Origin of the sequence: Salinispora pacifica DSM 45544 (genome assembly GCF_000378845.1) — a bacterium.
In the GTDB taxonomy this organism is placed as follows: domain Bacteria; phylum Actinomycetota; class Actinomycetes; order Mycobacteriales; family Micromonosporaceae; genus Micromonospora; species Micromonospora pacifica.
In genome coordinates, this window is the sequence record NZ_KB905359.1 from 2455611 (window position 1) to 2479064 (window position 23454).

The following is a 23454-nucleotide window of genomic DNA, read 5'->3' on the forward strand; positions in this document are numbered from 1 at the left end:
GCTGTGGTTACCCACCCGGTACGTCGCCATGCCCCGGTCGTGCCCGGACCGGTGGGCGCCATGCCCCGGGCTCCCGGGCCGCCTCGGTCTCCTCGTGTGCGCCGAGCGTCCCGATGGTCAGCTCCCGCTCCTGGGCCCAGCTCACGAGGCGAGGCAGGACAGCCAGGGCACCTCGCCAGGCACCCGGGCTGGACGCATGATCCGAATCATGTAGCAACAGCGTGCCGCCACCGTCGAGATCCTTCACGATGGTTGCCCAGATCGACGCCGGAGACCGTGTCACGTCCCAGTCGCGTCCCCAGGCGGTCCAGAGGCGGGGGGTCAGGCCCAGCCGCCGGCAAGCCAGCAGCGCCGGCAGCGTCAGTACCCCGTATGGGGGCCGGTACCACAACGGCTCGGCTCCGGTGACCGCCGCGACGGTATCCCGAGCGCGGGCAATATCAGCGTAGGTCGCGGCAGGTGATCGGCACAGCAGGTTCCGGTGCTCCCATCCGTGCACCGCGAGCTCATGCCCGGCCGCCGCCATTTCCCGACCGAGTCCCGGATCACGGTCGAGCAGCGTGCCGAGCAGAAAGAACGTCGCCCGCAGCTCGGCATGCTCCAACGCCCGCAGAAACCGGGTGGTGGAGGCACGGCGTGGCCCGTCGTCGAAGGTCAACGCGATCCGGGTGGCCGCACCCACCCCCGCCAGCCGAGGCCAATACCGGCGCCGCAGCGCTCCGCTGGCGGTGACCACCGGCAGCGCGTGCACCACCGCCCCGCCCGCGGCGACGGCGGCCGTCCCCGCCAACCAACGCCGAAGTTCGGGCCCCCCGACCCGGACGCCACCTGCCACGACGCCACCTGCCACGGCGTTCCGATACCCGCTTCGGACCCCGCTACCCGCTTCGGAACGGAGCACGGCTTTCGTCTGGGCGGCCTTGCGGTGATCGTCGTAGGCGGGCCAGCCAGCCGTCGGCCCAGTCGAGATGCGGGCAACCCTTGTTCGCGCACCGGGGGCAGGTCCGCCCTTCCCAGTGGCTACGGATGATCGTTTCGATTCCGCGAAACACCAGGTCCAGGTCCAGGTCTCCCGGCTCGAAGGCGCTGGTTGTGGGGTGGTCGGGTTCCGCCCGCCAGCACCAGTCGACAAACCTCTCCCTGAGGTCCGGCCTGGTGCCGTTGAGCCGGGATAGCTGATCAGATGCCTCGGCCAGGAGCTTGCCCTGGTGGGCCAGCAGGGCTGACCTCCTGCCGCGATACTCATCCAACAACGCGAGCCGGGCGGGCTGGCAGGGCCAGTCGGCGCCGCAGGCCCGGCACCGCCAGAGCGGGCGCATGGGGTCGTGTGCCTTTCTCACCACGACCGGCTCCCACGCGTGTCGTGGTCACGTAGGCAGCGCTTGAGGTCACCACACCTGGGGCACCAACTACCCGAACGGCTTTTGGTCACCAGGCCCAGGACCACGCCAACGGCGAGCCCAACGACGACGGCAATAGCAACGACAACCACCGATGCCATCTCAGTCTTGCCTGTCGGCGCTTCGGGCAGGCGGCTGGTGCGCGGTCACCAGCGGCCTCCGTTGGCTCGCCACTGCTGCGCCGGGGTGAGCCAACCGACGCGGCCGGGCCGGGGGTCGGCGAGGGTGGGCTGGGTCATCCATGCCGGCAAGTTGACCGGCCTAGCGCGCTGCACCGTCACGGGGTACGGGACGTTGTTCCTCTGCTGCGGTGCGATCGCGGAGCGCGGCGAGTTCCTCCTCTGGCGGCGGAACCAACGACTGGGGCGCATGTCTCCTCCTGCAGGGCTGGGGATCCGGCGACCTATACGGGTTGCATATGGGGTGCCACGTCGAGTCCATCGTGCATCATGCACACACGACAATGCAATCCCACGCGATACTAATCGTGCTCACCTTCGGGGTATCTGGATTCGCGTCCGCGTGAGTACGATGCGATGCATGGCCAACTCACGGCGGTACCAACCAGGCAACATGGCTGGTCGACGGCTCGGGATGATGCTCCGGGCGCTTCGAGAGGCGGCCGAGCTAAGCACAGCCCAGGTCGCGGAGCACCTTGCCAGCAGCCAGCCGAAGGTCAGTCGGATCGAGAATGCCGTATCCCCGGTATCCAAAGGGGATCTGATGCTGATGCTCAACCTGTACGGCGTCACCGACCCGGACGAACAAGATCGGCACTGGCAGCTTGCCCGCGCCGGACGAGAGCGGGGTTGGTGGGAGTCGTACCGGGACGTCATCACCGGCTCCCTCGGGTCCTACATTGGATTCGAGAACGACGCCACATCCTTGAAGATTTGGTCCTTGGGAGTCTTCCCCGGGCTGCTCCAAACCGAGGCGTACGCTCGGGCGCTGTTCGCGGCAGACCCCGTACGAACGGAGCCCGAGGAGGTGGATCGACTGGTGGCGGCTCGAATGCAACGTCAGCAGCGGATCGAGAACGACGGGCTGAGCTTGTGGGTCGTCCTTGACGAATCGCTACTACACCGTCAAGTCGGGTCCTCAGAGGTGCTTGCAGGGCAGCTTGAGCGAGTGGCCAGCCCGCCACCAGGAGTGACGGTGCAGGTACTGCCATCAAACATCGGATGGCACTCCGGGCTGAGCGGCGCCTTCACGATCATGGAATTTGCGGAGTACCCCACGATCGCGTTCCGCGAGGCGCTGACCGGGGACACCCCGGTCGACGCCGCCCGCGACGTGGGGCGATACACCTTGGCTTTCGATCACCTCCGAGCTTCAGCCCTGAGCCCGGTAGAGTCAAAGAAAGCCGCCGCGTCGGTGACGCGGGAACTACGGAAGGAACAGCAATGAACCTCGACGGCGCCACGTGGCGCAAATCCACCCGGAGTTCCGGTGGCGGAAACGGGGACTGCGTGGAGGTGGCCGACAACCTTCCCGGCGTCGTCGGCGTCCGTGACAGCAAGGACCCAACCGGGCCGTCGCTGGTGTTCGGTCCGGAGGCGTGGCAGGCGTTCGTTACGCACGCCCGGCGCTGAGAAGAACTTGAGCCCCCCGGTGCTGGCGCGCTGGGGGGCTTGCGCATGCCCGGTCCTCGACGTCAGGTATCACCCTCCAGACAGCCGACAACGGCTTCGAGCCCGGCCGTGCTCGGCTGGTGAGCGGGCCGCGAACACCCGTTCGTGAACACGGTCATCGGCCTCGGTCGGCCCTGAAAGGTCAAACCGGTTGACGGCACGGTCAAAATTCGGAGGTGCGTGCCTTCCAGGAACTGGTTGACGAGGCAGCAGCGGCGGACGTGTCCGGGTGGAGCTTCGACTGGCTCGACGGCCGGGCGACCGAGCAGCGACCGCCCTGGCGCTACTCACGTCTGCTCGCGTCCCGGCTACCCCACTCCCCCGCGGCACTGGATATCGACACCGGCGGTGGTGAAGTCCTCGCCGAGCTGCCCCGGCTGGCGCCCCGGATGGTGGTCACCGAGGGCTGGCCACCGAACGTGGAGCGCGCCCGAGCACTGCTACAGCCCCGCGGCGTCGCGGTCGTCGCGGTAGAACCGGGACGATCGTTGCCCTTTGCCGATGCCAGCTTCCCGCTGGTAACCAGCCGCCACCCCGTCCGCCCCGACTGGTCCGAGATCGCCCGGGTGCTCCAGGACGGCGGCAGCTACCTCGCCCAGCATGTCGGGCCCGCCTCCGCGTTCGAACTCATCGAGTACTTTCGCGGCCCCGTGCCCCACGAGCGTTTCGCTCGTGACCCACACCGGGAGGTCGCCGCCGCGCGGCGCGCCGGGCTGGAGATCGTGGAGCTGCGCACCGCCCGCTGCCGGATGGAGTTCTTCGACATCGGCGCGGTCGTCTACACCCTGCGCAAGTGCGCCTGGTGGGTGCCCGACTTCACCGTGGAGCGGCACCGCGCCCGACTCGAACGGCTCGACGCCCACATCCGCGCCCACGGCACATTCGTCGCGCGCTCCACCAGGACCCTGATCGAGGCCAGCCGCGCACCCCGCCGAAGGGCCCAAAAATGATCGGAGCCAAGATCGGTGCCGGACGGGAGGCGGACGTACACAGGTGGTGCGACGACGCGGTCATCAAGCTGTACCGGCCCGGGCTGCTCGGACACCGCGCCGAGGCGAGAGCACTGACCGCGCTGGCCGGGCCCGGCATCGCTCCTGCCACGGGGACTACCACCCCGGCAACCTGATGCTCACCGATGGTCGAGCCGCGGTCATCGACTGGCCCAACGCGACGCGCGGCGCCCCAGCAGCCGACCATGCCCGGACGAAGCTGCTTCTGCGCTACTCCGCTCCGCTACCGGAGACATCGCGGGTGGCTCGTACGCTGATCAGCAGCAGCCGGTCCGTGTTCGCCCGCCGCTACACCCGCGCCTACCGGGCCGGCTCGGTGCGGCCGCCACCGCAGTCGGGATCCTGGCTGGCGGTACAGGCCGCGGCTCGCCTCGCGGAAGGCGTCGCGGCCGAACGAGCCACCCTCATCGCACTTCTTGAGCGCCGCTACCACCAGACCGGGCGGTAACGGGCCGGCCTCCCCGCGGTTTCGGTGGCACGGCCCGCCCGCCCCGGTAGGCGGGCTGCCCAGGCGCAAACCTCAGCCAGGGACGCGGGACGGCGTGGCGGGGCTGCCGAAACGGGCGAGGTAGTGCCAGACGCGCTTGAGATCCTGCGGGTGGTAGCAACCGGTACGAACGGCGTCCCCGATGATGCGTGGGGTGAGGTACCCCTGGACGGCGAGAGCGGCACCGAGTTCCACGTAGCGCGGGCCACGGTACTCCGGATGCCGACGGAGCTCGGCTACGGAGAGCCGGAATCCCGGATGCCACTCCAGCCGGCAGGGCAGGCGACGGGCTGCACTCTCGACGTCGGTGCCGCGATAGCAGGAATCCAGTACGAGGGCCTCGACATCACGGTCCAGCCGGACCGCACCGTGCACCTGCGCCTCGACGTAGTCGTCCAGTTCGTCCCGCTGGTCGGCGTGAGCCAGGTCGACCAGCGACATGCGTTCGGCCACGCCGAACATGGTTGGCTCGAGGTGGCTGTCCGGGTAGCAGAAGGTCGCCCGGCTGAGCGTGGACGCCGTCAGCCGCAGGTGAGCAGAGCCGAATCGGGGTGCGGCACCGACCGGTTTACGGCGGGAGTTCAGCCCACCGTAAACCGGTCGATGCTGGACGGGTATGGCGTCATAGGCGCCGCCGAACATCCGCTGTTCCCAGCGCCACCGGTCGCCACCGGGATGGGCGGTGAGCCCACCGTTGCTGGTGCCGGTGACAAACTGAGATAGGTAAACCCCGTCCGCCACCATCCTGCCGAGGATAGGGCTGTCAGCGACCATCCGGTCAGGATGAAAGTTCAGCGTGATCCGCAGAGACGCGTCGACCGGGGGCCCCGCGGACCGGGTTGCCACGTAGCGCAAAGCCTGCGAACAGGCAGAGTGCAGGTTAGCTTCCGAAAACACCCTTTCATCCACCCGTCCATTGTCCGGTTGGTCGCTGGTGCGGCCTACCCCTTTACGCACACCACCTGCTTGAGGTGCGCGACCACCTCGACCAGATCGGTCTGCTGCTCCAGCACGGCCTCGATGTCCTTGTACGCGCCGGGAATCTCGTCCACGACCCCGGCATCCTTGCGGCACTCCACCCCGGCGGTCTGCGCCGCCAGATCATCGGTGGTGAAGCTCCGCTTGGCCTGCCCCCGGGACATCCGCCGGCCCGCGCCGTGCGACGCGGAGCAGTACGCCGCCTCGTTGCCCTTACCCCGCACGATGTAGGAACCGGTCCCCATCGATCCGGGGATGATGCCCAGCTCTCCCGCCCCGGCCCGGATGGCGCCCTTGCGGGTGACCAACACCTCCACACCGTCGTAGGTCTCCTCGGCGACATAGTTGTGGTGGCAGCTGATCGGCTCGTCGTAGCTCACCTGCGGGAACCGGTCCCGGACCACGGTGCAGAGCAGCGCGAGCATGACCGCACGGTTACGCCGCGCGTACTCCTGCGCCCACCACAGGTCCCGCCGGTAGGCGTCCATCTCCGCCGTCCCGGCGAGGAAGACCGCCAGGTCACGGTCGGGCAGGGCGGCGTTGTGCGGCAGCCTCCGGGCGATGGCCATGTGCCGCTCCGCCAGCTCCTTGCCGATGTTCCGGGAGCCGGAGTGCAGCATCAACCACACCCGGCCCGCATCCACGCCACCCTGCTCCAGGCAGACCTCGATGAAGTGGTTTCCGCCGCCGAGGGTTCCCATCTGGTTCATCGCTCGGCCTTCCAGCCGGGCGACCCCGGCGTGCAGGTCGGTGAAGCGCCGCCAGAAGTCGTCCCATCCCGCCTGCGCCAGCCCCCAGATCCGACGCGGGTTCACCGCCTTCTTGCGCTGGGCGAAGCCGACCGGAATCGCGTCCTCGATGGCGTGCCGCAGCCCCGCGAGGTCGTCCGGCAGGTCAGCCGCGGTCAGCGAGGTCCGAACCGCCGACATGCCGCAGCCGATGTCGACGCCAACCGCGGCCGGCGAGACGGCCTGCCGCATCGCGATGACCGAGCCGACGGTGGCGCCCTTACCGAAATGCACGTCGGGCATCACGGCGACGCCCTGCACCCAGGGCAGGGTGCCGATGTTGCGGAGCTGCTGAGCGGCCTGCGGTTCGATGCTGTACGGGTCGGTCCACACCCGAACCGGAGCCCGGGTGGCGGGCAGCACGGCGTACGTCATGATCTGCACTTCCTGATGGTTTGCGTTGCACAGGTCTACCGAACACCGGGGTACGCCCTCGTGCTCGGCCACAACGGTCTCGACCTCGTCAGCCCAGTATCGCGAAGACAACCGTCGAGATCACCGGATTATTGGGGCTCAACCTGCCCTGGCGACCAGTGCCGATCCGACGAGGCCGGGTGTCACCGCACTGACCACCGAGTTCAGGTGGTGACGACTTTCTGCCGGCAACAGCAACTGGCTACGTCCTGCGACAATTTGCTCATGGAGTCACCTGTCATCAGTACGGTGGACCGGAGCCTCCGATGGTGGAGTGCGCTGCGGCTCGCCCTGGTCCTACTGTGGCTGGTGGCGGCGGTCGCCGCCTGGTGGACGACTCCCCGAGAGCAGAGCTACGAAAGGGCGCATGCCGATGCCGCTGCCGGCCGCGTGACGGCCTTTCAGTGGGGCGACCACTGGAACAGCACCGACGCGGGACGTTGGTTCGAAACTCCCGGTCTGCGACAGAGCTCCAGCCAGCGCGGGTCATACTTCGCGTGGAAAACCTCCGATGGTCGGTGGTGCTGGACCGACACCACCACTTTCACGCAGGTGGAGGCATCCATCGACGATGACGGCTACTCCGGGCCTGGAGCCGCCGGCATCGCGCGGCAGCTACGCGCCGCCGGGATCGAGCAGCGAGGCGGCATCCTGCCCCAGGGGGCATCCATCACGGCCGGGATAACCTTCCTTCTCGCCGTGGTCATTCTTGGCGTCGTGATCGCCGGTCCACCGCCGCGCCGGGGCACTCGATGGTTCTGGTTTTGGCTGATCTACCTAACACCGCTGGGTCTCGGCTTGTTGTTCTGGTTGGTCCGGGAGCATCCGTGGGCACGTTCGGCCCCTCATGCCGCCCCCTCCGGCAGCGGCGAACGGCGAGACCGCGGCGCTCTCGGCTTCGCGATCGGCCTAGTCCTGGCAATCTTGCACATCGCCGTCGTCTCGATCCTGCATAGAGCCCTCGGCGACTGGTGGGTGCCGCGGCCCGGCGTCTAGCGCTTGACCGGCGATGAGATGCCCGGCTGGGCCAGAAATCAGCGAAAGCTGACCGGGCTCTCCGACCGCCGCGCGGGTGGCACCAAGCCCGGGCGGGCGCTGTGCCTCTACAGTCGATCTGTGCCGATCCTTGCCTCACCCGCACTGCCGCGCGGCTCGATGGCGGCGCTGACGCAACCCGAGCTCACCGCGCAGGACCTACTGCTTCGCCCCTGGCAGCCGTCAGATCGGCGTACCGTCGTGGCTGGCTACGCCGACCCGGCCATCCAACGCTGGCACTGCCGCTCGATGACCGACGATGAAGCTGATGACTGGATAGCCGCCTGGCCCGGCCGGTGGAGCGGGGAGACCGGCGCCGGTTGGGCCGTGCTGGCTGCGGGACACGTCGTAGGGCAGATCAGCCTGCGCCGGGTGGACCTGGCCGAGGGCTTGGCAGAGGTGTCGTACTGGGTGCTGCCGGAGGCGCGCGGCCGCCGGGTCGCCCCCCGCGCGTTGTCCGCGGTCACCACCTGGTCCTTCACCACCCTCCGGCTCCACCGCGTCGAACTCTGCCACTCGACGGTGAACACCGCGTCCTGCCGGGTCGCGCAGTACGCCGGCTTCACGATGGAAGGCACGAAACGGGGCGAGGCTCGCCACACCGATGGCTGGCACGACATGCACCTCCACTCCCGTCTCGACCACGACCGGTAGCCGCCCGGAGCTGAGAGCTTTCGTCGATGCCATCCCCGCAACCGAAGGTGACCCCGGTGACCGAGGTGGAGCAACCGCTGCCGACCGCTCCGCCAGAGCGCCTCGACCGCCGGCTCAACGGAGCGTTGCTGTACCGGCACCGGGCCGAACTATCGATGTAGAAGCGCGCCGTCTTCGGCGCCACCGCCGGTCACACCCGACAGGCGCCGGGCCGGCAGGGTCAGGACCAGCGCGACCGCGAGCACCGGAATCGCCGCAGCGACGAGAAAGGCCGTGCCGGCGTTGGTCTGGCTGACCAGCACGCCGCCGAGAGCGTAGCCGCCGGCGCCGCCGAGACCGGTCGCGGAAGCGAGCCACGTGAACGCCTCGGTCCGGCAGTGCGCGGGCGCGAGGAGACCGCAGATCGTGGCCAGTGTGGTCGCCGCCGGTGAGATCGCGAGTCCGGCCAGGAACATCAGGGGATAGAGGACCGCGAGGTTCTGACCCGTCAACAGGGTGCAGAATCCGAGGCCGGTCAGGCCCAGTAGGACTCCGCACTGCCGCCGGATACCTCCGGGCCAGTCCCGAGTGCCGAACGCGAGCCCTCCCGCCACGCTCCCGGCTGCCCAGACCGCCAACAACACTCCCGCTGCGGACGTCGACCCGAGTTCGATGGCCCGGGCGATGATCCCGACCTCGATGAACCCGACCGCCGCCATCTGCAGCGCCACGATGAGCAGTAGGGGAGCGAGGGCCAACAACCCGCGGTCCAACAACCTGCGGTGTCGGGTGGTCGCCCGAATCTGCTCACCCTTCGACCAACCCGCTGTGGCGGCGAACAGCCCGGCGCCCACCAGACCCACGACGACAGCGATAAGCAACGCCGTCATGGGCGAAGCCACTACCACCAGTGCGGCGACGAGCGCGGGACCCCCGATGAACATGACCTCCGTGCCGATCGTGTCCAGGCTCAGGGCGCTGGCCCGCTCGCTCGGCTTGCCGAAGCTGTGGATGAACACGGAGCGGATAGCCGCACCCAGCGGCGGGGTCGACACGCCAGCGACCGCTGCGAGCGGCCAGATGAACGGCGCGGGCACCACGACGAGGGCGATGATGCCCGCCGCATTGATCACCGCCGCGATCACCAGCACGTACGGTCCCCGGCGGTCGACCATTCGGCCGATGACGACGAAGCCGAGGCTCGCGGTAACCGCATAGACGGCCACGACCGCGCCCCCTGCCCCCAACCCACCGAGGTGTTCTTGGGCGAACAGGAGCAACGCGAGCGGGACCATGGTCTGGGTGAGGCGTGCGATCAGCGAGCCGGGGAACGCCCACCGAATCGTCGGGTGCGAGACCACCACGAGGTACCGACGCACTCCGACGGGGTCGGCCACCGGCGGCGCGGAGGTCTGGTCCGGGGCGGTGCTCACGACTGCCTTCCCCCGGGCATGGTTTGCGGGAACCCGTAGAGGATCAGTCGGACGGGCTCCTGTGCCTCCGAGGACGCCAGTTCGGCGCGGCGCACATGCTCCCGGGTGATCGACTCCACCTCCTGCCCCCAGGCGGACAGTTCGGCGGGCGACATCAGCGCGGTGCGGCTGTGCATCGTCACCGACGTGTTCCACCCGGCGTGGCGCTCGTCGTGCGTGGCCACGAACTCCTGCAACAGGGCCTGGTCCCGGTGCAGCCGGACGCGCATGAACTGCTCCTGCGCCTTTCCCGTTTCTGGGTCATCCGTCGGCACGTCCGCCAAGGGCACGTCGGTCTCCGGGGTCGCCCGTCGCCAGTGGCGCTCCCGAAGGCTGGCCCCCTCCACCACAGCCGGCTCGACCAGGCCCTGCGCGGCGAGGATGCGCAGGTGGTAGGAGCAGGTCTTCGGGGTGAGGCCGAGCAGCGTGGCACCTTCACTCGCCGTCAGCGTGTCCCGTACCCGAAGCAGGTCGAGGAGAGCCAGGCGGGTCGGATGGGCCAACGCCCGCAGGCCCTCCAGCGTGGTTACCGCTCGAATTGTGGAAGACATGTTCCGGAACATTAGTTCCCAAGTTGTCCAGCGGTCAAGAGCTGGACGGGTTCAGCCTCAAGTCAGACGGATCCACTCCCGGTCCAACCGATTCCAATTGACCGTTTTATCCGCCTATGGTGCTTCCGGTCAGCTCGGCGAGGTGTGCCTTTTCGACGGCGGTGCCGTCCTGTCCCGCACCGGGTTTGATGGGGCCATTGATGTCCCCCGGGCTTCACGGGAGCCGTAGCTTCCCGACCCGGACCCGGTGCGGCCGCGAGCCGGCGGGGGTGTCGGCTGCGCTGGCGCTGCCGCGCTGGTTCCCCTACCCGTGACGGAGTCCAGCTACGTGCTCACCATCGGCGTCGACTCGCTCCGCCGCCTCGCCCGCGAAGGGCGGCGCTCGTCACCGATCGGGCTTGGCTCGTGACCGCAGCAGTCAGATGCCGACGCTTCATGGGGGACGCCCCGGCACGCGGATCGGGTACTATCTGGCTCGGGTCGAGAGGCGCTGCGACGGGCAGAGCCCGCCACGCTCGGCCCTGATTTGTTAAAACAAGGGCGCCTCCGAGCTTTGGAGGCGGCTGCTTGAGCGCGTTACTGAGCCAGAAGAGCACGGCATCGTCGCTACGGCAGCTGATGTCGCAGCGGGTTCTGGTACTGGACGGCGCCTGGGGCACGATGCTGCAGGCCGCGAAGCTCACCGCCGCGGACTATCGAGGCGACCTGATCGTCGACCATCCGCAGGACGTCAATGGCGATCCCGACCTGCTCAACCTCACCCGGCCCGACGTCATTCTGGACGTACACCGGCAGTATCTGGCCGCCGGCGCCGATATCACCACGACCAATACCTTCACGGCGACGAGCATCGGCCAGGCCGACTACGGGCTCCAGTCACTGGTTCGTGAGATGAACGTTCAGGGTGCGCGGCTGGCCCGGCAGGCGGCGGACGAGTTCGGTGGCCGATTCGTGGCCGGCTCGATCGGGCCGCTGAACGTGACGCTGTCGCTGTCGCCGCGGGTCGAGGACCCGGCGTATCGCGCCGTCGACTTCGACGAGGTGCGCGCGGCGTACGCGGAGCAGATCTCGGCCCTGGCCGAGGGCGGTGTCGACCTCCTGCTGATCGAGACGATCTTCGACACGTTGAACGCGAAAGCGGCGATCGCCGCAGCTCGTGAGGTCGCGCCGCAGCTGCCGCTGTGGATTTCCGTGACCATCGTTGATCTCAGCGGCCGGACGCTGTCGGGGCAGACCGTGGAGGCATTCTGGCGCTCGATAGAGCGGGCCGATCCGCTGGTCGTCGGCGTGAACTGCTCGCTGGGTGCGGCCGAGATGCGCCCGCATATCGAGGAGCTTTCCAAGATCGCCAAGAGCTATGTGGCGTGTCACCCCAACGCCGGTCTGCCGAACGCTTTCGGCGGCTACGACCAAACGCCGGAGGAAACCGCCGGCCTGCTCGGCGAGTTTGCCGCATCCGGCTTGCTCAACATCGCCGGTGGCTGCTGCGGCACCTCACCGGAGCACATCGCCCGGATCGCCGACGCCGTGGCCGGCATCCCGCCACGGACGGTTGCCGCCCAGCCGGAAGCCACCCGGTTCAGTGGGCTGGAGCCGTTCGCGATCGGACCGGACACCGGGTTCGTGATGATCGGTGAGCGCACCAACGTCACCGGCTCGGCCAAGTTCCGTCGGCTCATCGAGTCGGACAACTATCAGGGCGCGGTCGACGTGGCCCTGGAGCAGGTCCGCGGCGGCGCCAACCTGCTCGACGTCAACATGGACGCGGACCTGCTCGACAGCGAGCGCGCCATGACGACCTTCCTCAATCTTATCGCCACCGAGCCCGAGGTTGCCCGGATCCCGGTGGTGATTGACAGCTCGAAGTGGACGGTGCTCGAAGCCGGCCTCAAGTGTGTGCAGGGCAAGGCCGTGGTCAACTCCATCAGCCTCAAGGAAGGCACGGAGTCGTTCCTGGCGCAGGCCCGCCGGATCCACGACTACGGTGCCGGCGTGGTGGTGATGGCCTTCGACGAGGACGGCCAGGCCGACACCACCGAACGAAAGGTGTCCATCTGCGCCCGGGCCTACGATCTGCTCGTCGAGCAGGTCGGGTTCGCGCCGGAGGACATTATCTTCGACCCGAACGTGCTCGCGGTCGCCACCGGCATCGCCGAGCACAACGGGTACGCGAAGGCGTTCATCGACGCCCTCCCGCTGATCAAGGCGCGCTGCCCGGGTGCCCGCACCAGCGGCGGCATCTCCAACCTGTCATTCTCCTTCCGGGGTAACGACGTGGTTCGCGAGGCGATGCATTCGGCGTTCCTGTTGCACGCTGTCCGTGCCGGGTTGGACATGGGCATCGTCAACGCCGGCCAGCTCGCCGTATACGCCGACATCCCCGCCGACCTCATCGAACTCGTCGAGGACGTGATTTTCGACCGGCGCCCGGACGCCACCGACCGCCTGGTCACCTTCGCGTCGACCGTCACCGGTTCCGGCACGAAGCGTGCGGTCGACCTCTCCTGGCGCGAGGCGCCGGTGCACGAGCGGCTGTCGTACGCGCTCGTGCACGGCATCGTCGACTTCATCGAAGAGGACACGGAGGAGGCCCGGCAGGGCCTCGACCGACCCCTCAATGTCATCGAGGGTCCGCTGATGGACGGAATGAAGATCGTCGGCGACCTGTTCGGCGCCGGCAAGATGTTCCTGCCGCAGGTGGTCAAGAGCGCCCGGGTCATGAAGCGCTCGGTCGCCTACCTCGAACCGTTCATGGAAGCCGAGAAGGAGCAGGCTCGCCTGGAGGGCCGGATCGACCCCGGCCGCGGGCAGGGCAAGGTCGTACTGGCGACCGTGAAGGGCGATGTGCACGACATCGGCAAGAACATCGTCGGCGTGGTCCTGGGCTGCAACAACTACGAGGTCATCGACCTGGGCGTGATGGTTCCGGCCGGCCGGATTCTGGACACCGCCGTCGCCGAGGGCGCCGACGCCATCGGCCTGTCCGGCTTGATCACGCCATCACTGGACGAGATGGTCGCCGTCGGCGCCGAGATGCAGCGCCGCGGTCTCAAGGTGCCCCTGCTGATCGGCGGGGCCACGACATCGCGTCAACACACCGCCGTGCGCATCGCCCCCTCGTACGACGGCACAACCGTGCACGTGCTCGACGCGTCCCGGGTCGTCGGCGTGGTCTCCGACCTGCTCGACGACGGTCGGGCCCGCGAGTTGGACCGCACCAACCGCGTCGAGCAGGAGCAACTGCGCGAGGCGCACGCCAACCGGCGCTCCCAGCCGATGCTCGGCCTGGCTGAGGCCCGCGCCAACCGCGAGCAGGTCGACTTCAGCGACCTACCGACCCCAAACTTCACCGGCTGGCGGACGGTCCAGCCCACCCTGCCGGAGCTGCGCGAGATGATCGACTGGCAGTTCCTGTTCTTGGCCTGGGAGCTCAAGGGCAAGTTCCCGGCGATCCTGGATCAGCCGGTCGCCCGCGAGCTCTACGACGACGCCAACACTCTGTTGGACAAGATCACGAAGGACGGCTCCTTCCAGGCCCGAGGCGTCTACGGCTTCTGGCCCGCACACTCCGAGGGCGACGACATCGTCCTCGGCAACGGGGTGCGCCTGCCGATGCTACGCCAGCAGACGGTGAAACCGGCCGGCCGGAACAACCGCTGCCTGGCCGACTACGTCGCCCCCGACGGTGACCACCTCGGTGGCTTCGCCGTGACCATCCACGGCGCCGACTCCCTGGCCGCGCACTACGAGGCCCAGCACGACGACTACCGCGCGATCATGGTCAAGGCGCTGGCCGACCGCCTTGCCGAAGCCTTCGCCGAGTACATCCACCTGAAGGCCCGCCGCGACTGGTTCGAGCCGGACGCCACGCCGGACCTCGCCGACCTGCACGCCGAACGCTTCCGGGGCATCCGACCGGCGCTCGGCTATCCCGCCAGCCCGGATCACAGCGAGAAGCGGGACCTGTTCGACCTGCTGGAGACCGCCGAGCTCGGCATCGGTCTGACGGAGACCTGCGCGATGACGCCGGCAGCCAGCGTCAGTGGGCTGATCTTTGCCAACCCGGCGGCGAAGTACTTCACCGTGGGCCGGATCGGCAAGGACCAGATCGAAGACTACGCCGCCCGCCGCGCCATCAGCGTCGCCGAGGCCGAGCGGTGGCTGCGACCCAATCTGGCCTATGAACCGTCCTGACGCCGGCCGCGTCCCAACCGACCACGTGGTTTACCGGCCGGGTGGGAGCGCCACGTCGTAGCGTCAGCTGGGCCTGGGAGCCGGAGACCTGGGAAGGTCCAGAAGATCCGGAGCCCACACTGTGGTCATGGCAGTGTGGTCAGCGTCTACATGCTGGTCTCGGCGACTGCTGAAGCCGTGGTACGGGGAGACGCCATGCTCAAACAGACTGTCCGGCACCTTCTAGGTGCGGTCGCGGCCTGGTGGGTGTTCGTCGCGCAGGCGGCCGCCGCCTACACAGTGCTGTTCGGACTTGCGCTGCTGACCAATGCACCGCTAGGTAGTCCGCTAGCCGGGCCGATGACGGTGCTGCTTGCTGCCGTGCTGGGCGCCATCTTGGTGCCGCTGCTGTTCTTGCCAGCCGGCCTGGTCGGCGAGGCGGCCACGAAACATGGGCGCCTCATTCTGAGGTTGGTGACTACGTTCGCCGTGGCCGCCGCGCTGGCCACGATCTATGTTGTCGTCGTGGCGGTAGCAACCGACGCGTCAGCTGCCGGCACAACGCTGGCGTGCCTGGGCAGCATGGTCGCTGTGCTCAGCCCCACCGTGGCCTACGTGGTCCTCGCCCACGCCATGTCGAGGACCAATTCGGCCCGACGGCACTTCCCGTCGCCGGCATCAGGCCCGGCTAGCACCTAGTCGGAGCCGACGCACTTCCACCCCGGCAGGCAGTCCCGTGGGGACGCGGTCGGGCGCACTGGCCCCGATCTGGCGCTACGCGGTCTCGACTCGACAGGCCCGGGCAGGTCAAGACGCACGAATTGCCCATACCGTACCTATTATCACTGAAGAGGGCAAGAAGTCGTCTATGTGATGGGAAGCCATGAACAAGAACGCGAAGGTGACTACCACCCGCGCCACCGCGACCGCTGCGGTAGCCGCCACCACCGCATTCGTGATGATGGGCAACGTGGTCAGCGCCGCGCCCGTCGGCCCGATCGACCCCGTCGAGGCCACCCAAGGATTCCTGGTCATGACGGAGGGAAACGCGACCTTGATCGGCACGGAGAACGAGGGGACGCTGGCCGTCGGCGGGAACCTCGCATTCTCGCAGTACCAGTTGGCCGTGGTGAGCGCCGGAAACTTCTTCGCCCCCGGCGAGAGCATCCCCACGGCGCTCGTGGTGGACGGGCAGGTGGACTTTGTGAACAGTGTGCCCAACACCCGCCTCCAGGTCCTGCAGGGCGGATTCGCCAAGATCGGAAACCTGAACGGCACCTTCGTGCGGAATGTCGACAACAACAACGCGCCGTCCAACACACGGATCCTGCCGGCCGACGACTACGACGCCTCACCCCGGATCGAACTCGTCACCAACCAGTCGGTGCCGAGTGTCGGCCCGGTCTCGGTGATTGACTTCACGGAGGCGTTCCAGACCTTCCGGTCAAACTCCACCGAACTCGCGACGTGCCAGAACACCGTCGTGCTGCGGGGCCCGAACGGCGACCCGATCTCCTCCCCCATCCCGCCCGGGACCAACGCCGTCATCGACCTGAGCCCGAACACCACCAACGTGCTCAACATCAACTCTACCGATCTGGACAACATCGGCGTCCTGACCTTCCCCGACCAGCCGACCGCGAGCAGCCCATTGTTGGTCAACGTCGACACCACCGATGTGGGGGACACCTTCGCCTGGACCGCACCGAACTTCGCCGGCATCGGCGGGCCCGAAGCCCGCTTCATCCTGTTCAACTTCCCCACCGCCACCACCCTCACCCTCGCGCCCGGCGGCGCCACGGTCGAAGGAACGATCTACGCGCCGCGCGCCGACTACACCGATCTTGACCAGAGCAACACCGAAGGCAGCATCATCGCGCGCACCCTGGAGCACCGCGGCGGGGAAATCCACGACTACCCCTTCAGCACGACGCTCGCCTGCGACAGCGGTTCCCCGACGGCCAGCCCGACGGTGACGCCGACCGCCAGCCCCACCGCCGATCCGACGGCGACCCCGACCGTCACGCCAAGCCCGACCGGGACCGACCTACCAATCACCGGATCGTCCAGCGGGTCGATGCTCCTCGCCGGCAGCCTGGCCGTGCTAACCGGCACCGCCCTCCTGCTCACAATCGGTCTGACGCACCGGCGCCGGCGCAACGCCGAAAGCTGAGCGCAACGACGCACCGCTACCGCTACCTGGACGATGGCCCTCCGCCCGCCGAGAATCGCGGCGGGCCTCGTCCAGGCAGGCAGCGGACGCACCGACCAGCCAGGGCAGGCTGGTCAGGAACTCAGGCAGCACAAACCCGGGTTGCGCTCGCGGGCCTCCGCCACCTCCGCGTCAGCGTCAGCGAACGCGGTGCAGACCTCCCGTTGGTACGCACCGAATGTCCCCTCATCGTCTGGGTGGTCCGGACAACCCCAGCGGCGATGTGGGACACGTCTTCAATGTAGCCACGGATCGCGACTGCCGTAGGCGTGGCTACTCGCGGTCCTGGATGCAGGCGCTCCTCGGTTGGCATCAGCAGCGGGGAGTTACGAGAGCGTATCTGCAGGCATCCCAGATGGTGAGTCGCTCTACCGGGCGTTGGGCTTCGCGCCGACGCATTCTCCGACCATGCGTCTGGTGCTACCCGGCGTCGCTGTAGCCGTCGGTGGAGGTCAGAGGCAGCGCTGTCGTCCACCCTCTGTCGGTCGGGAGTCGGGTCACTCCGGCGGTAACCACGTCCGGCGTCGGCGAGAAACCGGACGCGCCACCGAGCAGTGACGCCACGCTCGGTCAGCAGTGCGTCAAGATTCTGCGCCAGTCCAGTGGGACGCGGTGCGCCCGATACCAGTCGAAGGCCTTGCGCACGTCTTCCGCGAACAGACGGTGCCGTTCACCACCGTCGTCCTCGACGTCGAGGTCAGCGCGCACCAAACGTCAGGAGCAGGGGGCTGTCTAATTCCGGCGGGTCGGCACAGTCACCGGTACCCGTCTCGCGGGTAATACCGCTAGTGGTGGCGGTGGCGGCACCCGAGTCGACATTGGAAGACAGTTGACGGTGCGGCATGTCAACCTCATTGAGAATACCTCTGTGAGCCTGGGAGGTGGCCTGTTCGTCGAAGGTAAAGGGGACCCAAGCTTCGTTGTCGTCGAGGACAGTCTCATCAAGAACAACACCACCCCAACGTCCCTCGGTGGAGGAATATACAACTCGGCGCAAACGACGGTGCAGAGCACGAAGATCGTCGGCAACCAAGCCGATCAGGGCGCTGGCGTCTACAACGACAGTAACGAAACACTCATTCTCTTTTCGACGATGATTGTCAAGAACATCGCTGTCACCGATGGCGGAGGCATCTTCAACGAAGCAGGCGGCACTGTCGTGTTGAACACCGGCACCGACACCGACACCGACACCGACACCATTGTCACCAAGGATCGGCCGAACATATGCTCCGGCGACGTACCTGTTGCGCCGGATGACTATCCATGAGGGATCCCGGTCCAGGGCGTGGCCGTGGGACGGACCCTTCCGTAGCCACCGCGGATACATCTCGGTGTTTGTCGGTGCCCAGCATGGTGGCGGCCATCCCGCGACAACCCCGGCTGCGCAGCGTGACCTGAGAACAGCGCTCCGTGTGGTCTGGCGACGGCGAAGCGGGGTCTTGAGACTTCGTCGGTAGATGGTGCGATCGGACGCGAAATCGGCGATCCAGCCGGGAGCCAGATCGGTCAAAGGGCTATGAAGTAGGGTTCTGGCCCAAGTCACCGCCGTCCAAGGGTTGCGGGACGACGAATGTACCGCCATATTTCCTGTGATCCGATACCACCGGGCGGGGAGGCGTTGTCGGCGACCAAAACGCGTGTCCACATAGGTTTGAAACGGTCTTCACCCGCCGCCGCCCGGCTGGCGTGACAAGGAGCAGGTAGTGACGGTGGTGCGGCATCGGCGCAGCAGGCAGACGAGCTCCACGTTGGCTTCGCCGAGTCCGGAGCCCTCGGTCGGATCCTCCTCGGCCCAGGTGGTCCCGAGTCAGGGAGGAACCATCCGTGGCCGGTTGGTCGGCATCATCGCCCTGCCGGTAGTGGCAGTCGTCTTACTGCTCGGCTACATAACGGTCGTGGAGACTTCCAGCTACCGCGCCGTCACGGCGGCCAGTGACTCGGTGTCGCTCGCCCTCGCCGTGCAGGATCTGACCCAGGAACTGCAGACTGAGCGCGGTCTCACCGCCGGTCTGCTCGGCGGCAACGTGGGGTTTCGTTCCGAGATCGGCCCAGCCCGGGAGCGGGTGGACCAGCGGCGGGCGGTGGTCGAAACCGCGATCGCCGACGGTGGGGATGTTGCCGATCGCGTGGACCTGGCGCTGCGGGAGCTCGACGGGCTTTCCGTGGTCCGCTCCGGTGCCGACAACGGCAGCGCCGGACGGGCAGCCACGTTCGAGTTCTTCACCGAACGCATCGCCACATTGAATCGCGTCGACCTCGGACTCGAACAGGTCACCGATCCGGAGCTGCGGCGGCACGTCGCCACCTTCACCGCACTGAACAGGATCAAGGAGAGCACCGCCCAACAGCGGGCCTTCCTCAACGGGGTGTTCTCCGCCGGTGGATTCGAAGAGGGTGAGTTCCTCCAGTTCGCCGCGATGCGTGCTGCTCGGGACGTCGCCCTCGTCGACTTCACGGGACAGGCGACGCCGAGTCAGAAGGCCGCCAGCGATTGGGTGCTGGACACGGGGGCCGCCCGGGTGGCTGCCCACTTCGAGCAGGTCGCCCTCACCTCCGCGGATGGCCGTCGGTTACAGGTCAACCCCCAGTCATGGTGGTCGGCCCTCACCACCGTGCTGGACGGCATGCGCGGAATTCAGCAGCACGTCGGCGCGGAGATCGAGGCTCGGGCCGCGGAGCGCCAGAACGAGTCGACCCAGCGCATCCTCGTGGTCGCCACCGGTGTGCTGCTCTTCCTGGTCAGCGCGATCGCCTTGCTGGTGTTGGCCGCGCGGTCGATCACCCGCCCGCTGGCGACGCTTGTCGCGGAGGCCAACGACCTGGCGACAACCCGGCTGCCAGCCGCGGTGAGCCGGCTCCAGGATGGGCACGAGGACGGTGATCTGGTGGCCCCGGACTCGGTCCGGGTACCGGCCGGATCCACTTCGGAAATCCGATCGGTGGCTGGCGCCCTCGACCAAGTGCAGGCTGTGGCCTTCCGACTCGCCGCCGAGCAGGCCCTGCTCCGTCGCAGTACCACCGAATCGCTGGCGAACCTGGGGCGGCGTAACCAAAATCTGCTGCGGCGCCAGCTCGGGTTCATCACCACGTTAGAACGGGAGGAGAGTGATCCCGCCGGGCTCGCCAACCTCTTCGAGCTGGATCATCTCGCCACCCGTATGCGCCGCAACGCGGAGAGCCTGCTGGTACTGGTGGGTGCGGGTAAGCCTAAGCCGCGCCAGGGGCTGGCACCACTGCCGGTCGCCGATGTGATTCGCGCGGCGATCTCCGAGGTCGAGGAGTACCGGCGCGTGCAGTTGCGACGCATCGACGATTCCTGGGTCGTCGGAGCCGATGTCAGCGCGGTGGCGCACATACTCGCCGAGTTGGTGGAAAACGGGCTGACCTTCTCACCACCCGAATCCGACGTGGAAATCCAGGGTCGCCGCAGCGGCGAGGGGTATCTCATCGCCATTACCGACCACGGTGTTGGGATGTCGTCCGAGGAGCTAGCTCAGGCGAATGCCCGGCTTCGTGGGGAGGGCGACTTCCTCGTGGCCCCCACCCGGTATCTCGGGCATTATGTGGTGGGCCAACTCGCCCGGGACCTGGAGGTCGATGTCCAACTGGTCCCCTCGCCGGTAACCGGGGTAACCGCCAGGGTGCTCCTACCGCTCGCCGTGCTGACAACCCCGGGCACGGACCGGGGCGAGGACAGCTCGGTGGCCGGGAAGGCCTTGCCGATCGCCATCGCGTCCGAACAGGTCGCGGCGGTGTCCGCGGGCCCGTCCTACCAACCCCTTCAGGTCGCCAGTCGGCCCGCCGCCGAGGGGGCATCCGCCGGCACCACCCCAGACACTGGTGGTTCTCAGCCCGACGCCGCGGCCCCGCCGGTGATCGACCAGCCGACCGGCTCCTCCCCCATCCAGGTACCCCCGGCGGGCCTGAGCGGGGATCGGACCGCCAACGGGTTGCGCAAACGCCTGCCGCGGGAGCGGCGGACGACCACAGCGGTGCCCGCGGTCACCGCACCCGAGTCGGGACAACGTCCGCCAGCTCTTGACGACTCACCAACGAACATTCGGGACCGGTTAACCGCACTGCGCGCTGGAATGTTTCGCGGTCAGATCGAGCCGCCGGCGCACGGGACTGACTCCGACACTGATGCCCCGACCGAGCCTTGGAGGACACGTGACGGTTGACACCCAGACCGATCCGCACCAGTTGAACTGGTTGCTGGCTAAGTTCGTCCGGCATACCGACGGGGCCCGGGATGCTGTCGCCGTTTCCACCGACGGCTTGTTGATAGCCGCATCGGCGGGACTGGACCGGGGGGCCGCGGACCAGTTGGCGGCGATCGTGTCAAGTATGTCGAGCCTGGCACGAACAGCCTCTCGGAAGTACGACTTCGATGGACTAAAGCTGATCATGATCGAGATGAGGCGAGGGTTCCTCCTGATATCGACGATCGGTGACGGTAGCTGCCTGGGTGTGCTCGCCGAAGGCGGATGCGACCTGGGACTGGTCGGCTACGAAATCTCGCTCCTCGCTGAGCGGTTCGGCGCCATGCTGACCCCCGCCCTGATCTCCGAGTCGAGACGGGTCCTACCCCGGTGAACGACAGCGGACCCCGGCTGCCCGACCCGCGGATGATCCCACACTGGACCTCCACGCGGCCGCCAGCTCCCGTGGAACCGCAGCCGCCCGCCGCGGAACCGGCGGACGAGGCGGCGGTGCGTCCGTTCCTGCTCACCGGCGGGCGTACCCGGCCGGTGCAGGACGGGCTGCGGGTGGAGACCCTGCTCTCCGCCCGGCCCGCAGCGCTCTCCGCACCGCTGCGTTTCGAGGCCAACCGAATCGTGACGCTGTGCCAGCGACCCACCAGTGTCGCAGATCTAGCGGTGGCGATGCGGGTACCGCTCGGCGTGGTCCGGGTGCTCGTCGCCGACCTCCTCACCGAGGGCCACCTGCGTCGCGAGGAAGAGGGCGAGTTCTCCCTCGCCATGCTTGAGAGGATCAGAGACCGTGTCCGCGCCCTCTAGCTATCGGTCCGCGCCCACGTCCGTGAAGATCGTGGTCAGTGGCGGATTCGGGGTCGGCAAGACCACCTTCGTCGGGGCCATCTCGGAGATCGAACCCCTGGTCACTGAGGCCGAAATGACCGAAGTGTCGGTGGGCGTCGACGACGTCACCGGGGTCGCGGCGAAGACCACCACCACAGTGGCCCTGGACTTCGGCCGAATCAGTCTCGATGAGTCCCTGCTGATGTACCTATTTGGCACGCCGGGTCAGGACCGCTTCGCTTTTCTGTGGGACGACCTCGTGGACGGCGCGTTGGGAGCGGTTGTCCTGGTCGACACCCGTCGCATCGAGGACTGCTTTCCCGCCATCGACTACTTCGAGGATCATAACGTTCCTTTCCTGTTGGCGATCAACAACTTCGATGTGGCCTACCGGTTCGAGCTCACCGAGGTGCGAGAGGCCCTGGGGGTGGCGGACGACGTGCTGATCGTGGATTGCGACGCCCGCGACCGGGGGTCGGTCAAGCAGGTGTTGACCGCGCTCACCGAGGTGGTCCTGACCCAACACCTAGCTCGGTCAACCGTCGGTGATGTCGCCGGCAGAGCCTAACGAGAAGGGGAACACGCGCGATGCGGATACCAGCTTGGATCAGGGCAACGTCCCTCGTCGGCTCGGCCGTACTGGCCCTGGCTGGGTGTGCGTCCGATATTCAGCCCAAAGTCGCGGCCCCCGGCCCGCCCACGGCGACCGACTGCGGCACCTTGACCCTGGCGGTAAACCCGTGGGTCGGGTACGAGGCGAACCTCGCCGTCATCAGCTACCTGGCCAAGAACCGGCTCAACTGCACCGTGGTCGAGAAGGATCTGAGTGAGGAAGACTCCTGGAAGCTGCTCGCCGCCGGCGAGGTCGACGCGATCCTGGAGAACTGGGGTCACGACGACTTGAAAAAGCAGTACATCGATGACGAGCGGGTCGCCGTGGAGCACGGCCTCACCGGTAACAAGGGCATCATCGGCTGGTATGTTCCGCCATGGCTGGCCGAGAGGTACCCGGGCATCACCGACTGGCGGAAGCTCAACGACTACACCTTCCTGTTCCGGACCCCCGGCTCCGGCGGCAAAGGAGAGTTGCTCGGTGGCGACCCCAGCTACGTCACCAACGACGAGGCACTGATCCGAAACCTGAAGCTGAACTACACGGTCACCTTCACCGGTAGTGAGGACAAGTTGATCGAGGCGTTCCGTGCGGCGGAGGAGGAACGGCGGGCCGTCATCGGGTACTTCTACGCACCCCAGTGGTTCCTCTCCGAGGTCGATCTGGTGCACATCAGACTCCCTGAGTACACGCCCGGATGCGACGCCGATCCGGCGACGGTGGCCTGTGACTACCAGCCGTACGATCTCGACAAGATCGCCAACCGGGAGTTCGCCGAATCCGGTAGCCCGGCCGCGGGCCTGATCAAGAACTTCCAGTGGACTAACGACGATCAGAACGAGGTCGCTCGCTACATCCGGCAGGACAAACTGTCCCGAGATGAGGCCGCCAAGAAGTGGCTGGACGCGAACCCTGACGTCTGGCAGTCCTGGCTGCCTGCCACCTGAGCTGGACGCCCGGGCCGGGTGTCTGTGCGTGGGCCTTGACCGATGGTCAGTTCATCGACCTTCCG

General features: G+C 67.6%; 22 protein-coding genes, 1 pseudogene and 1 riboswitch. Of the genes and pseudogenes, 17 read left to right on the plus strand and 6 right to left on the minus strand.

Annotated features, from left to right (window positions below):
* Positions 1-7: 7 nt before the first annotated feature.
* Positions 8-835 (minus strand): polysaccharide deacetylase family protein, encoded by an 828-nt coding sequence (locus SALPAC3_RS0111085; protein WP_018221312.1) that lies wholly within the window; start codon positions 833-835, stop codon positions 8-10.
* 43 nt (positions 836-878) lie between these two features.
* A complete protein-coding gene (locus tag SALPAC3_RS26965; protein ID WP_080635154.1) occupies positions 879-1319 on the minus strand; it encodes a flavin reductase in 441 nt (146 codons plus the stop codon).
* 675 nt (positions 1320-1994) lie between these two features.
* On the opposite strand from SALPAC3_RS26965, the gene SALPAC3_RS0111095 reads away from it, so the two are divergent.
* From SALPAC3_RS0111095 to SALPAC3_RS25650, 5 genes and pseudogenes are all read left to right on the plus strand, one after another.
* Positions 1995-2807: a helix-turn-helix domain-containing protein gene (locus SALPAC3_RS0111095; RefSeq protein WP_018829229.1), complete on the plus strand. Its 813-nt coding sequence runs from the start codon at positions 1995-1997 to the stop codon at positions 2805-2807.
* On the plus strand, positions 2804-2992 hold the full coding sequence (locus SALPAC3_RS0111100; RefSeq protein ID WP_018221314.1) for a DUF397 domain-containing protein: 189 nt from the start codon (positions 2804-2806) through the stop codon (positions 2990-2992). The genes SALPAC3_RS0111095 and SALPAC3_RS0111100 overlap by 4 nt, the downstream gene beginning before the upstream one ends.
* Before the next feature lie 215 nt (positions 2993-3207).
* Positions 3208-3981: a class I SAM-dependent methyltransferase gene (locus tag SALPAC3_RS0111105; protein ID WP_018221315.1), complete on the plus strand. Its 774-nt coding sequence runs from the start codon at positions 3208-3210 to the stop codon at positions 3979-3981.
* Positions 3978-4157 (plus strand): hypothetical protein, encoded by a 180-nt coding sequence (locus tag SALPAC3_RS28710; protein WP_018221316.1) that lies wholly within the window; start codon positions 3978-3980, stop codon positions 4155-4157. The genes SALPAC3_RS0111105 and SALPAC3_RS28710 overlap by 4 nt, the downstream gene beginning before the upstream one ends.
* Positions 4121-4489, plus strand: a pseudogene (locus tag SALPAC3_RS25650) (phosphotransferase); the annotation flags it as partial. The gene SALPAC3_RS28710 and the pseudogene SALPAC3_RS25650, both read left to right, overlap by 37 nt.
* 72 nt (positions 4490-4561) lie before the next feature.
* On the opposite strand, the gene SALPAC3_RS0111120 reads toward SALPAC3_RS25650, so the two are convergent.
* Complete coding sequence (locus tag SALPAC3_RS0111120) at positions 4562-5272, minus strand: DUF3626 domain-containing protein (RefSeq protein ID WP_018221318.1); 711 nt, start codon at positions 5270-5272, stop codon at positions 4562-4564.
* Between the two features lie 197 nt (positions 5273-5469).
* Complete coding sequence (locus SALPAC3_RS0111125) at positions 5470-6669, minus strand: RtcB family protein (protein WP_026185454.1); 1200 nt, start codon at positions 6667-6669, stop codon at positions 5470-5472.
* Positions 6670-6933: 264 nt separating this feature from the next.
* Between SALPAC3_RS0111125 and SALPAC3_RS0111130 the strand changes: the two genes are divergently transcribed.
* Together SALPAC3_RS0111130 and SALPAC3_RS0111135 are read left to right on the plus strand one after the other, a co-directional pair.
* Positions 6934-7704, plus strand: a complete 771-nt coding sequence (locus SALPAC3_RS0111130) for a hypothetical protein (RefSeq protein ID WP_026185455.1) — start codon at positions 6934-6936, stop codon at positions 7702-7704.
* A 120-nt stretch (positions 7705-7824) separates the two neighbouring features.
* Positions 7825-8397, plus strand: coding sequence for a GNAT family N-acetyltransferase (locus SALPAC3_RS0111135; RefSeq protein ID WP_026185456.1), 573 nt, complete (start codon positions 7825-7827; stop codon positions 8395-8397).
* A 149-nt stretch (positions 8398-8546) separates the two neighbouring features.
* Here the strand turns inward: SALPAC3_RS0111135 and SALPAC3_RS0111145 are convergent, their stop codons facing one another.
* Positions 8547-9809 (minus strand): MFS transporter, encoded by a 1263-nt coding sequence (locus SALPAC3_RS0111145; protein ID WP_018221323.1) that lies wholly within the window; start codon positions 9807-9809, stop codon positions 8547-8549.
* Positions 9806-10411: an ArsR/SmtB family transcription factor gene (locus SALPAC3_RS0111150; protein WP_018221324.1), complete on the minus strand. Its 606-nt coding sequence runs from the start codon at positions 10409-10411 to the stop codon at positions 9806-9808. The genes SALPAC3_RS0111145 and SALPAC3_RS0111150 overlap by 4 nt, the downstream gene beginning before the upstream one ends.
* Positions 10412-10875: 464 nt before the next feature.
* Positions 10876-10952: riboswitch (S-adenosyl-L-homocysteine riboswitch) on the plus strand.
* 26 nt (positions 10953-10978) lie between these two features.
* On the opposite strand from SALPAC3_RS0111150, the gene metH reads away from it, so the two are divergent.
* The 10 genes from metH (at position 10979) to SALPAC3_RS0111200 (ending at position 23389) form a co-directional block, all read left to right on the plus strand.
* On the plus strand, positions 10979-14593 hold the full coding sequence (gene metH, locus SALPAC3_RS0111155; RefSeq protein WP_080635255.1) for a methionine synthase: 3615 nt from the start codon (positions 10979-10981) through the stop codon (positions 14591-14593).
* A 195-nt stretch (positions 14594-14788) separates the two neighbouring features.
* Positions 14789-15271: a hypothetical protein gene (locus SALPAC3_RS0111160; RefSeq protein ID WP_026185457.1), complete on the plus strand. Its 483-nt coding sequence runs from the start codon at positions 14789-14791 to the stop codon at positions 15269-15271.
* A gap of 184 nt (positions 15272-15455) precedes the next feature.
* The gene (locus SALPAC3_RS0111165; RefSeq protein WP_018221327.1) at positions 15456-16745 is read left to right on the plus strand and encodes a choice-of-anchor A family protein; all 1290 of its coding nucleotides are present in this window, start codon (positions 15456-15458) and stop codon (positions 16743-16745) included.
* Positions 16746-16962: 217 nt separating this feature from the next.
* On the plus strand, positions 16963-17223 hold the full coding sequence (locus tag SALPAC3_RS26975) for a GNAT family N-acetyltransferase (protein ID WP_080635157.1): 261 nt from the start codon (positions 16963-16965) through the stop codon (positions 17221-17223).
* A gap of 429 nt (positions 17224-17652) precedes the next feature.
* Positions 17653-18054 (plus strand): hypothetical protein, encoded by a 402-nt coding sequence (locus SALPAC3_RS0111175; RefSeq protein ID WP_232430490.1) that lies wholly within the window; start codon positions 17653-17655, stop codon positions 18052-18054.
* A 436-nt stretch (positions 18055-18490) separates the two neighbouring features.
* Positions 18491-20968: a sensor histidine kinase gene (locus tag SALPAC3_RS0111180; protein ID WP_026185459.1), complete on the plus strand. Its 2478-nt coding sequence runs from the start codon at positions 18491-18493 to the stop codon at positions 20966-20968.
* Positions 20958-21383 carry a roadblock/LC7 domain-containing protein gene (locus SALPAC3_RS0111185; protein ID WP_018221331.1) on the plus strand — a complete coding sequence of 142 codons (426 nt, stop codon included), beginning with the start codon at positions 20958-20960 and terminating at the stop codon, positions 21381-21383. The genes SALPAC3_RS0111180 and SALPAC3_RS0111185 overlap by 11 nt, the downstream gene beginning before the upstream one ends.
* Positions 21380-21808, plus strand: a complete 429-nt coding sequence (locus tag SALPAC3_RS0111190) for a DUF742 domain-containing protein (protein ID WP_018221332.1) — start codon at positions 21380-21382, stop codon at positions 21806-21808. Before SALPAC3_RS0111185 ends, SALPAC3_RS0111190 begins: the two co-directional genes overlap by 4 nt.
* Positions 21792-22397, plus strand: coding sequence for a GTP-binding protein (locus SALPAC3_RS0111195; protein ID WP_018221333.1), 606 nt, complete (start codon positions 21792-21794; stop codon positions 22395-22397). Before SALPAC3_RS0111190 ends, SALPAC3_RS0111195 begins: the two co-directional genes overlap by 17 nt.
* A gap of 20 nt (positions 22398-22417) precedes the next feature.
* On the plus strand, positions 22418-23389 hold the full coding sequence (locus SALPAC3_RS0111200; protein ID WP_026185460.1) for an ABC transporter substrate-binding protein: 972 nt from the start codon (positions 22418-22420) through the stop codon (positions 23387-23389).
* The last annotated feature ends 65 nt before the right edge of the window (positions 23390-23454 follow it).